The organism is Ehrlichia chaffeensis str. Arkansas, from assembly GCF_000013145.1.
GTDB lineage: Bacteria > Pseudomonadota > Alphaproteobacteria > Rickettsiales > Anaplasmataceae > Ehrlichia > Ehrlichia chaffeensis.
In genome coordinates this window covers 836,772-849,304 of the sequence record NC_007799.1, presented here as the reverse complement: position 1 = coordinate 849,304, position 12,533 = coordinate 836,772, and the positions used below count along the sequence as shown (strand labels likewise).

8 protein-coding genes are annotated in these 12,533 nt (G+C 30.5%); 3 read left to right on the top strand and 5 right to left on the bottom strand.

The features are described 5' to 3' along the window. Nucleotides 1–112 precede the first annotated feature (112 nt). Together ECH_RS04965 and ECH_RS03445 are read left to right on the top strand one after the other, a co-directional pair. Entirely contained in the window at nt 113–262 is a 150-nt protein-coding gene (locus ECH_RS04965) for a hypothetical protein (RefSeq protein WP_011452839.1), read from the top strand. Nucleotides 263–427: 165 nt separating this feature from the next. Next, complete coding sequence (locus ECH_RS03445; protein ID WP_011452837.1) at nt 428–3,166, top strand: 2-oxoglutarate dehydrogenase E1 component; 2,739 nt, start codon at nt 428–430, stop codon at nt 3,164–3,166. 589 nt (nt 3,167–3,755) lie between these two features. On the opposite strand, the gene ECH_RS03440 is transcribed toward ECH_RS03445, so the two are convergent. The 4 genes from ECH_RS03440 to ECH_RS03425 form a co-directional block, all read right to left on the bottom strand. Continuing rightward, nucleotides 3,756–4,907 carry a phage major capsid protein gene (locus ECH_RS03440; protein ID WP_011452835.1) on the bottom strand — a complete coding sequence of 384 codons (1,152 nt, stop codon included), beginning with the start codon at nt 4,905–4,907 and terminating at the stop codon, nt 3,756–3,758. Between the two features lie 208 nt (nt 4,908–5,115). Further along, nucleotides 5,116–6,009, bottom strand: coding sequence for a 4-hydroxy-tetrahydrodipicolinate synthase (gene dapA / locus ECH_RS03435; RefSeq protein WP_011452833.1), 894 nt, complete (start codon nt 6,007–6,009; stop codon nt 5,116–5,118). Between the two features lie 402 nt (nt 6,010–6,411). Then, the gene (locus tag ECH_RS03430; protein WP_006009764.1) at nt 6,412–6,762 is read right to left on the bottom strand and encodes a histidine triad nucleotide-binding protein; all 351 of its coding nucleotides are present in this window, start codon (nt 6,760–6,762) and stop codon (nt 6,412–6,414) included. After that, a complete protein-coding gene (locus tag ECH_RS03425) occupies nt 6,752–7,894 on the bottom strand; it encodes a hypothetical protein (RefSeq protein ID WP_011452831.1) in 1,143 nt (380 codons plus the stop codon). The genes ECH_RS03430 and ECH_RS03425 overlap by 11 nt, the downstream gene beginning before the upstream one ends. Before the next feature lie 183 nt (nt 7,895–8,077). Between ECH_RS03425 and mutS the strand changes: the two genes are divergently transcribed. Beyond that, nucleotides 8,078–10,492, top strand: a complete 2,415-nt coding sequence (mutS, locus tag ECH_RS03420; protein WP_011452830.1) for a DNA mismatch repair protein MutS — start codon at nt 8,078–8,080, stop codon at nt 10,490–10,492. Nucleotides 10,493–10,901: 409 nt separating this feature from the next. Here mutS and nadE read toward each other — a convergent pair whose 3' ends face one another. Continuing rightward, nucleotides 10,902–12,419: an NAD(+) synthase gene (gene nadE, locus ECH_RS03415; protein WP_006009767.1), complete on the bottom strand. Its 1,518-nt coding sequence runs from the start codon at nt 12,417–12,419 to the stop codon at nt 10,902–10,904. Nucleotides 12,420–12,533: the final 114 nt, after the last annotated feature.

Genomic DNA, 12,533 nt, shown 5'->3' with positions numbered 1-12,533 from the left:
TAATAATTTTTTTAGCTTTAAATTATTCTGTATTTGAGCGATAATAGATGCTGTGAGTAAATTTTAGTAAAAATCTCATAGTTTTAGGAAATGAGAGGTATATTTTGTTGTTATGGGTTTAATATTTAATCCTGATAAGGAAGATGATAGTTCATGTTGTTATAAGGTAGTATTCAGTAGTTTGCAATTTCGAAAAAGCATTTGTAATACTAGTAAAGAGGTTAAAATTAATGATGCGGAAACTGGTGTCTGTAATGAATAAAAGTATTATTGAGTTTTTTTGAGTTTTGTGGATATAGTACTACAAAATTGTGTTTTATAATATTATGTACAGTTAATAATTTGAATTATCAGGAATATTTTGATTTGAACAATATGAATTCTTGCAATGGCTTTAAGTTTATTGAAATTTTAAAATGGTAAAAACATGAAGGGTGTAACTTGTTTATTTACTGATAATGTAGATGTTATAGAAGATATTTATAGGTGTTATCAAAAGGATAGTAATTCTGTTTCTCTAGAGTGGCGTAATTTTTTTTCTAATAACTTGCATTTATCGGAAAATATTAATGCTATCGACCAATCAAAGAGTCTGGATCTTATTGATAACTGTAATGCTAAAATTGTAGAATTATTAAACTTTTTTAGGTCTTATGGACATACTGCTGCTGATTTAGATCCTTTAAAGTTGCATGTAGCCAGTGATTTAGATTATCATGAATATATTGATTTAGGTGATATCAAGCCTTCCACCACATTTAATTCTGTATTAGGATTACATAACCCTACTTTAGATGACATAATTAATACTTTGAAATCTATTTATTGTAATAAACTTGGCTATGAGTTTATGCATATTAGAAATCATGAAGAAAGGCTATGGTTACAAAACAAGATTGAAAGTTTTTGTAACGGAATATCAAATGATGAAAAGAAGAAAATATTGCAACATTTAATGGAAGTAGAATGTTTTGAACAGTTACTTCATACTAGATATCCCGGATACAAGAGATTTTCTGTCGAAGGAGGAGATTCTTTGATTGTTGCTATTGAACAAATGATTGACTTGTCAGCTGTGTACAATTTCCGTGAGATAGTAATTGGTATGGCGCATCGTGGAAGATTGAGCGTGTTAACAAAGGTCATGAAAAAGCCATATAGGGCTATGATATATGAATTTAAAGGAGGAACTGCATATCCAAAGGATATAGATGTTTCTGGTGATGTTAAATATCATTTAGGTTATTCTTCTGATCGTCAATTATCTTCCAATAAAACTGTACATTTGTCTTTATGTCCTAATCCTTCTCATCTAGAATCTGTCAATCCAGTTGTTATGGGGAAAATTAGAGCAAAACAAGATGTATTAGAAGAATGTGATAAATCTTCTATATTTGGAGTATTAGTACATGGAGATGCTTCTGTTATTGGTCAAGGTGTTGTTGCAGAAACATTAACTTTGAGTAATTTGGCAGGATATGAGATTCGTGGTGTGGTACATATAGTAGTTAATAATCAAATAGGTTTTACGACAGATCCTAAAGATTCTAGATCTTCTTTCTATTGTTCAGATGTCGCAAAATTAATAGATGCTCCAGTTTTTCATGTAAATGGTGATTCTCCTGAAGATGTAGTAGCAGCTGTTAAGCTAGCTATAGAGTATAGGGAGAAATTTAACAAAGATGTGGTAATCGATATAGTATGCTATCGTCGTTATGGGCATAATGAAGGTGATGAGCCTTTGTTTACTCAACCTGTCATGTATGACTGTATTATGAAGCATAAAACTCCTATGACTCTTTATAAGGAGCAGCTAATTAGTGAAAGTGTCATTACAGAGGAAGAATTCAAAATCTTGAAAGCTAAATTTAATAGTATGCTTAATGAAGAGTTTGTACAGTCAGAGAACTATGTTCCTGATCAAGCTGATTGGTTAAAGGGAAATTGGACTAATTTTAGAAGACCTGTACCTGGTAATTTTGCAGATTATTTATCTGACACAAGGGTAGATGAACAAAAGTTATTAAAATTAGCCCATGCATTAGTGGATGTTCCTAAAGAGTTTAATGGGAATAAAAAAATATTAAGGGTGTTATCTACACGTTTTGATATGGTATCTTCTGGTGAAAATATTGATTGGGCAACTGGTGAAGCGTTAGCTTTTGCATCTTTGTTATCGGAAAATATTAAGGTCAGGTTATCTGGTCAAGATTGTGGTAGAGGTACATTCTCACATAGACATGCAGTGTTAGTGGATCAGGTTACAGGAAGTACTTATATTCCTTTGAATAATTTAGGAGTGCCACAAGCAAGTTTTGAAGTTCTTAATAGCCCATTATCAGAATATGCAGTTATGGGATTTGAGTATGGATATAGTACTAATTCTCCTGCAGCTTTAGTTATATGGGAAGGGCAATTTGGAGATTTTGCTAATGGTGCACAGATTATTGTTGATCAGTTTATTTCTTCTGCAGAAACTAAGTGGTTACGCTGTAGTGGATTAGTGTTATTACTTCCTCATGGATATGAAGGTCAAGGTCCTGAACATAGTTCAGCAAGAATAGAAAGGTATTTACAATTATGTGCAGAAGATAACATGCAAGTTGTAAACTGTACAACTCCTGCAAGTTATTTTCATGTATTACGTAGACAAATATGTAGAGATTTTCGTAAACCTCTTGTTGTGTTTACTCCAAAGTCTTTGTTACGTCATAAAATGGCAGTATCAAAGTTATCAGATTTTGCTGGATCTTTTATTCCTGTAATTGGTGAAGTATACCCATTATGTAGTAATGAGAAAGTTCGTAGAGTTGTAATATGTAGTGGTAAAGTATATTTTGATATAATTGAGGCTCGAGATAAACGAAAAATAGATAATATAGCAGTAATACGTTTAGAACAGTATTATCCTTTTCCAGAAGAACAACTAGCAAATGAACTAAGAAATTATCAGAATGCAGAGGTAGTTTGGTGTCAGGAAGAGCCGATGAATATGGGAGCGTGGCTATTTGTTAATAGTTATATTGAAAAGGTTTTAATGAAAATCAATGTACAATCTAAGCGACCAATATGTGTTTCCCGTCCTGCTTCTGCTGCTACTGCAGCTGGATATGCGAGTATGCATAGTAAGGAACAGGATGATGTTTTGTTGCATGTGTTAAGTTGAGATATGTGTGATGAGTAATAGCCACGGTTATATTGCAAAAAATCTATCTATATAAAATTTGAATGTATAAAATTTCTTTGGTTGTTAATGAAAGAATTTTTTGTATGTATTGGCTTTGCTAATAAATTTTATAGTGTTATGTTGAGTTATATTTAATAAATTGTAGTGAAAAATTTGTTAAATGTATAAATGCTGAACATGTATTGATTATTACTAATAATGCATAAATATGGATAGGGTATTATGTAGTAATTTTGTATTATTGGTTTTCTAGATAGGTGATATAGTGATAAGTGTAGTATTAGAATTATTATGGTAAATTGTTGTGTAGATTTTAGTATGCACTATTTTATATAATAACTCTAATACTGTAATGTGGTAGCATTGATTGTTATTAGCAACATATATTTGAAATGAATATTCAAATGCTATGGGCATGTAGGTTTGTGTTGTTTTTCTAGTTTTTACACATAATGTTTTGCATCTTTATTTGTTAAATATAAGGATTGAAAGGTATTATGTGGTCTTTGTATTTCTTAGTAAAAAATATTTAGATAATGTTTTGATGTAGAAAAAATGCTACTGTGTTTTATTTTATTGTTAAAAATTTTATAGCATTTTTATTAATGACTGCTCCTCCTACTCGTTTTGTTGTATAAAACTTGACAAAGGGTTTGCTTGTAAAAGGATCTCTTAATGTTTTAATTGAACGGTTTTCTACTATCTTATATGCATTTTTAAAGTCTGCAAGTGCTATGGTTGGTAATGTTTTATTGTCTAATTGAGGCATATCGGATGTTTGATATACTGGTAACCCCATTAATGTGTCAGGACTTCCTGATGTTAGTCCTGGATGCCATATATATTGGCCAGATGCTAACTTTAAAGATCTAATTTCTTGTAGTACACTTCTGTGCATTATGAATGCTGCCTTTCTGGAGAAATATTCATCAAGTGAATAATAAAGTTTGATAATTATATCACTATTTAGTGTTGTAGATGTTATGGTGTTATTTTCTATGTCTGAAGCATATGTTAAGATACCATATGGCTTGTTGTTTCCATCACCAGATATAAAAGCGGTATTTTCTGCTCTGCTGAAATCATCAACTAAGTGATTAATTAACCAGCTGGCTACATCTATAGTAGAATCTTCTAGTAATTTCTTTGTTATTTTTGGTTGAGTATATAATTCATGTAAATTGATAGTAATTTTATCAATTTTTGGTGATTCTGTATCTTCTACGTTATTGCTTGTTCTCCAGTTAACAGACTTTTCATTGTTGTTTCTGATAAAGCAGTCTAAACTATCTCCAGATATTTTTTCTATAGAACATAATTGACGCATTACTGAGTTCTTAGTTAGATTTGTTTCTATATAAGATGATATGTTATGTGGTATAAAGTACGATTCATCTAAGGGCTGCACAACACTACTTTGACCTTGAAGATTAGTGCCTTTACATAGGTATTGTGTGAACGTTTTATAATTATAATCTTCATTATAGTGTTTGTTATCATGGGTAACAGGGCGCTGTGATGATATTTCTAATTGATCCAATCTTTCATTTTGTATTTCTAGCATGCTTTCTGTTTTTTCTAATTTTTCTAATATGGATGGGTATGTAGAACTTTTTTTACTTATATCTGATAATTTTTTTTCATTTAGATTTTTAAACTCTTCCCATGAAGATGTAAGATTATGTAGTGATTCTTGAATTTCTAGCATTGATGTTGTCATTTTTGCTCCGTTGATGTGAATGCTGATTATGTGGAAAGTCACAGCGTAAGAAAGATATATTACAATAGGAAAATTTGAAGGGAGCTGTGAAACTTATACTGCATTATATTCCACATCAATATACCATGTCAAGCATATTAGATAATAAAAAGCATAATATACAAACTACCAACGCTTATTACCATAACCCCAGGTTATTGAATATGTCTTAAATTAACTTTAATTCTTTTAGCGTTTTTTCAACTTTTAATTTGTTTTCTTGAGTTAATTCCACTAATGGCAACCTTACTGCTGGTGAGATATTTTTAATTAAGCTCATAGCATATTTTGTTGGTGCAGGGCTTGACTGACAAAACAATGCTTTTGCTAATTTAAATACTGATAAATTTGCATTCATAGCTTCTTTCATATTATTAGCAAGGAATGCATTGTGCATATCAGCATGTATTTTAGGTATCACATTTGAAACAACAGAAATGCATCCAGTCCTACCACCACTACCACTTTGAGCATAGAACCCTAAGCATGTAGAATCATCACCTGAGAATAAAACTACTTCTTTATTTAGTAATAATTTTAAATTAAGAGGCCTACTTACATCTCCAGTTGAATCTTTAAGCCCTATTATTCTAGGCAAAGATAAAATTCGTGCAAGTAATGCATCGCTTGCATCAATAGCAGATCTATTAGGTATATTATATGCAATAATGGGAAGGTTAGTTGCATCATGTACTGCTTTAAAATGTTGATATATTCCTTCATCACTTGGTCTATTGTAATATGGTACAACTACTAAAGCTGCATCTACATTTAGAGACTGAACATATAACGTGCGTTTAATAGCTTCTTGTGTAGAATTTGAGCTTGATCCAGCTATTATGGGGACACGTTTATTTGTGATTTTAACACATAATTCGATTACTTTGCAGTACTCTTCAAAGCTTAAAGTAGGACATTCTGCAGTAGTGCCGCATGGAACTAAACCATGAATATTATTACTGATTTGTTCTTCAATTAGATGACAAAACGCGTTTTCATCTATAGAAAAATCATCCTTAAATGGTGTAATTAATGCCGTAAAAACACCCATAAGGCTGTACATACTGTACCTCACATATTTCAAACAAGGTTAGTATATCTATTGGTATTTTGTTGTCAAATGAATATTACATTAAACACAAGATACTTTAAGTGATTATTGTTACCTTATTTTTAATAACAAATTTAGCATGTTGTATTTTGAGTAAGATATTTACTTATTGTATGATTAGTTTTTAATGAAGCATATGTGTATTAGCTATTGCAGTAAGGGTTTGAAGTAAATATATAAGGTTTATTACAAGTATGCATATTATTAAATATTTGTAATATTATGCATGTTAACTAATGAACTATGTTCATTGTTGGTAAAGCTATATAATTTTTTATGATTTTATAATAAGTGTTGCATGGGTAAGTACTTGTATGATGTACACACATTACTAGTAGTAGATTAGCTGATTTATTATGGTAGCTGTTTTCCGCCTAAAATATGCACATGGAAATGTGGAACAATTTGTCCTCCTTGTTTTCCATGATTTGTAACAATTCTATATCCAGTTTTTTCTAATTGGAATTGGTGGGTAATCTTCTTTACAATAGAAAAAAAATGTCTAATGTCTGCTGAAGAATCACTGAAATCATCAAATGATATATACTCGCCTTTGGGAATAACTAGAATGTGTATAGGAGCTTGAGGATGTATGTCATGAAATGCTAATACAAACTCATCTTCATATACTACGTTACATGGAAGTTCTTTTCTTAAAATCTTTGCAAAAACGTTGTTATTGTCATAAGAAGTATTATCTTGCATGTACTTTTCCTGGATTACTAAAATGCTTTCCTATATTGTTTGAATTACCTTGTGTTGGCCCTTCATTAAGACCTTGACATAAATCTTCTGCTATTTCATCGATTTCTTGTTGCATAACAGTAGGCATAGCCTGTGAAAATATCCTTTCAGGTTTTTGTTGCATCAATATTTGATTTTGCAACTGCTGTAGCATTTGTGAACTCTGCATAGGGGTCCTAGAATAAGGCATATTTTGAGGATTTGTAAGTGAAAAATCACTGTTTGATATACCAGTACTGTTAGTTGGTGATCCAGTTTTACTACTCTGTTCTTGAGATGATGATAGTATATCATCTCCTTGCCTTTGTACTGCTGATACTGTATCACTTCCATGTCTTTTAGCTGGTGATACTATATCATGATCTTGATTATTAGAATTGTCTTTGCTATCAGTATTAGAACTAGTTTTCTCAGTGTGAATATCTGCTGAACTCATTTTTTTATCAGTAGATGATTTATATAGTCTTTTAGTAAAAGTTTTGACTAATTCTTCATCATTTATACCTAAACCTTCTAGAACAAGTCGTACATCTTTCTCTATTGCTATTCTTGATTTGTTGGAAACATCTAATTCTATAGTTAATCCTTGTTTATATCTACCTGGAGTAGAATTTACTGTAACTTTTCCTCCTATTTCTTTCAATTGCTGATCAAGTGCTTTTAATTTTTCAAAATATTTATCAGCAGTATTACTTCTAATGAACTCTTGAGTTGCTGATACAGGATTAATAAGTGATGTTAAGGTATCTTTTTTAGTTTCTTCTACCTCTCCTTCTTTATCTTGTTCTTGCCATGCTGCGAATTTTTGTAAAGTTTGATATGGTAATTTATAAGATGGTACTTTCAGAGCTACTTCTTGCTCATGACCATCTATTCTTGTTCTTGCTGGTAATTCTACCCCCAGTTTGTGGGTACGGTTGTGCATTCTTAAGTCAAAGTGTTTCTCAGCAGGATCTTTTTGACCTGGAATAATACTTTTCAGCATGCCTCCAAGGTATTTACCTACGCTTTCTTGATGGGGTAATTTACTAGTGGTGGGTGTTATAGCTGCTTTTATAACAACATTTGCACCTTTCTTTAAGAAAGTAAGCATCTGGATACCATAATTAATGTTAGATCAAGCTACATATTTACTAATTATAAAATACAATTGGTAATATGTCATTATGTATTATTAAGATTTTTATTAAAATATTTATTATTCACTTTGTGCATTATCTTTTTATCGTTACTGCGTATAATATACTGTAAGATAAAGGTTAACAATAGGTAAAAAGTGAATCATGATAGCAAGATAACCCCTATAATGCAGCAGTACATGATGCTGAAGAGTCAATATAAGGAGTATTTATTATTTTATAGATTAGGTGATTTTTATGAGTTATTTTTTGATGATGCAATAGAGACGTCTAGAATATTAAATATTGTATTAACTAAAAAGGGGAATGTACCTATGTGTGGTGTTCCCTTTCATAGTAGTGAATCTTATTTAAATAGATTGGTAAAATTAGGTTATAAGATAGCAATTTGTGAGCAGTTAGAAACGTCAGAAGAAGCTAAGAAAAGAGGATATAAGGCTTTAGTAAAACGTGATGTTGTAAGAATAGTTACTCCAGGGACTATATTAGAGGATTCTTTACTTGAAGCAAAAGAGAATAATTATTTATCTTGTATAGTTAATGTTGACCATAATTATGCTATTGCATGGTTGGAATTGTCTACTGGGTTATTTTATTATCATACAACAGAATTGCATAAGCTTGATAGTGATTTGTTCAGAATTAATCCCAAGGAAGTTTTGATTTCTGATAAGTTAGTGGAATTGGATTCTATATATTCTATTTTAAGGAAATACAAATTTTCGGTGACACAATATTCGGGTAGTTTTTTTGATGTGAGTAGATCCTATAATACTTTGTGTAATGTTTATGGAATATCTACTTTAAAAGGATTAGGTGATTTAAAAAATGAAGAGATAGCAGTATGTGGTTCTTTGTTGGAATATGTTAAAGCTACGCAAAAAGGGAATCTACCTCAGTTGGAATTTCCAAAAGCTTATTCAAAGGGTGATTTTATGTTTATAGATGCAGCAGCATTAAGGAACCTTGAGTTATTTTGTACACAATCTGGAGATTTAGAAGGATCCTTAATTTCTTCTATAGATTATACTATTACAGCATGTGGTGGAAGATTATTAAAACGATGTTTGTCAGCTCCTTTAGCATGTTCTCATGCAATAAATCGTAGGTTAGATATTGTTGAGTTTTTTGTAAATGATAGAACATTGTGTAGGGGTGTTAGGGAAACATTACGTGGTATTGCAGATATAGAGCGTATTTTAACAAGAATTAAAGTTGGTAAATGTTCACCTAAGGATTTATATGCTCTGAAGTTAACTTTGGACAAAATTTTTGTATTATTAGATTTATTGCATAAGTTTGATTCTAGTGTTGTAGGTGATTTTTGTTCAAGGTTGGGTAAATATGATGATTTGTGTAAAACGCTTGATGATGTGTTAATACCGAATAATGTTAATAATGTTAAAGATGGGGGATTTATTAATCCTGACTATGATGCACAATTGTCAGAATATATATATATTCAAAGTTATAGTAATGATTTAATTCAAGAATTACGGGATAAGTACCGTAATATTACTAATATTCAAAGTTTAAAAATATTGTATAACAATATTTTAGGTTATTATGTTGAAGTTTCATCAAGCTATTTGATTAGTGATAAAGACTTTATTCATAGGCAAACTCTAGCAAATAGTATTAGATATACGACAAGTGAATTAAAAGCATTGGAAAGTAAAATAATTTCTGCTAGGGATGCAGCGATTAATTTGGAAGTAAAAATTTTTGGTCAATTATGTACATGTATTATTGAAGTTGCAGATAAAATCACTATGACTGCACATGCTATTGCTGAAATTGATATGCTAACTTCTTTTGCTGAGTTGGCAATACAATATTCTTATACTAAACCTATAGTTGATGATAGTTATGAATTTAACATAAAAAAAGGTAGGCATCCTGTGGTTGAACGTAATGGGAAATTTGTAGCTAATGATATTGACCTTTCATTAATGCAAAGAGTACATTTAATCACTGGACCTAATATGGCTGGTAAAAGTACTTTCTTAAGACAGAATGCATTGATAGGTATTTTAGCGCATATTGGATCATTTGTTCCTGCTCAACATGCTCATATAGGAGTTATTGATAAAGTATTTAGTAGAGTAGGGGCTTCTGATAATATTGCATCTGGGCATTCTACGTTTATGGTAGAAATGACAGAAACTGCTGCAATAATCAATCAAGCCACAGATAAATCTTTTGTAATACTTGATGAAATTGGTAGGGGTACAGGAACATATGATGGATTATCAATAGCATGGTCGGTTATTGAACAAATTCATAATGTTAACAAGAGTAGAGCAATTTTTGCAACCCATTATCATGAATTGTCAAAGTTAGATAGGTATTTAGAAAATATAAAGTGTTTTTGTATGAAAGTAGAAGAATGGAATGGAAAAGTAGTGTTCTTGCATGAAATTATACCTGGATCAACTAATAAATCTTATGGAATACATGTTGCAAAATTAGCAGGATTCCCACAATCAGTCCTAGATAGGGCAGAAGATTTAATGAGTAAATTAAAAGCAAATGAGGATTTATTAACTTAGCATATTTAATTGTTTTTTACTCAACTACTCTAAGTGATGTGTGAATATTAGAGGTTAGCTATCACTGTAGTAGTAATGAATAGTGGAATTGGCTTAGAAATTTATGACTGTGCTATAAACTAAAAATTGAGTTGTTAAGAGAAAAAACTACTTGTATAGCAACTGAGATATCTTGCTTCCTATAGTTGTCGTATTGAATTGTACAGGAGTATAGTATCATGAAAATAAGAAAATGTTGACGAATTTTGGAAGGTGGCGTGTAACTTATTACTCAATGTATCAAAAGGTTATAGGTTTTGTAATATTGATTTTTTTGTAACGGTAGGTGTTTTTAATATTGCAGATATAAGTTTAATATTAAATAAGGGATATTGAATGATTTTATAACCTTCACTGTTTTCTGCCTAAATTAATTGATGAGTGGTCCAGTAGAGGCTTGCTCCCTTTTAAATTGAGATTTTTGTATTAAGTGTATAATATAATTAACATCTTGAATATTATATCCTTTTTTTATTATATCTTCTGTAGAATGGTTTTGATCGATAAGTAATGTAAGTATTGAATCTAATATTGCATAATCAGGTAGAGTATCTTGATCTTTTTGGTTGTAACGTAGTTCAGCAGATGGATGTTTTTCTATAATCTGAGAAGGAATAACGTCAATTTTTTTACATAAACTATTTACTGGTATATTTTTATTCCTCCATTTACTGAGTTCGTATACTCTAGTTTTATATATATCTTTTATTGGAGCAAATCCTCCACACATATCTCCATATAATGTTGCATAACCAACAAATAATTCTGATTTATTACCTGTTGATAATAACATAAATTTAAACTTATTGCTTAATGCCATTAATATATTACCTCTGATTCTAGCTTGTAAATTTTCTTCAGTAATATCTTCTTGAGTGTCTATGAAAGTATTTTGTAATGCTGCTAGTGAAGTTTGGAATATTTCTTCTATCGATAATATATTGTAAGAAATACCTAATCTCATAGCGCATTCTTTAGAATCAGTAATACTCATTTGAGATGTATATTTTGTTGGTAACATGAGTGAATGTACGTTATTAGGGCCAAGCGCATCTGCTGCAATTGAAGCTACAAGTGCAGAGTCTATACCTCCAGATAATCCCATGATTACACTGGTCATAGCATTTTTATATATATAGTCTCTTAATGCTAACATAAGTGCTTGGTAATCTGATTCAATGCTGTTGGATGTTATGGTATGGTTGTCCTGTTTTGCTAAATCTGCTTTGCAAACTTTACTATCTTCTTGCCACATGTTTAAGAAATTGTATTGACCATTGAAAGTAAAAAAGGATTTTCCATGAAAAACTAAATTGTTGTATCCTCCTATTTGGTTAATATAGACTGCGTATTTATTGAATGTTAACTTTGAAATTAAATCATCTCTAGAATTTGTATTTTTTGTATATTGTGTATTATCCATAATCAGTAATAACGTGTCATTATTATGAATAGGTAATTTAGGTATTTTTGAGATAGGAAGTAGCAATACATTGATGTTATTAATTGTAAACGTTGCTGAGATATCAGAAGATTGAGAATCTGTAGGGAATTCTATTAGTTCTGTAATTTCTCCATTTTTTATCAGATAAATTGTTTCAAATATGACATTGTTTTTCTTTTTTATGCTACCAATGATTATTGCTGTGTTTTTATTATTAGTTTGTAGTGCTAGTTTATTTATTATATTAGTACATTGATTGAAAAAATTTTTATGTAAAGTTGGAATTTTTTGTATGTGTCCTGATACTGCGTATCTTGAAAATATGGCTATATCTGCTGCTTGATATACTGACTCTTGATATGATTTTGTAATGCTATCATAGTTGTAATCAATATTTTCAGGATTGTAATTTAATTGGGAAATAAAGATTGATGAATTGTACATACTTATCTGACTTATTCTATACTTACCGCATTAATTCTATAATAAGTTATGATACATTTCCATTCTATAATATTTAGAGAATTACAAGTATGAACACCTAACTTTTGTGTTTTG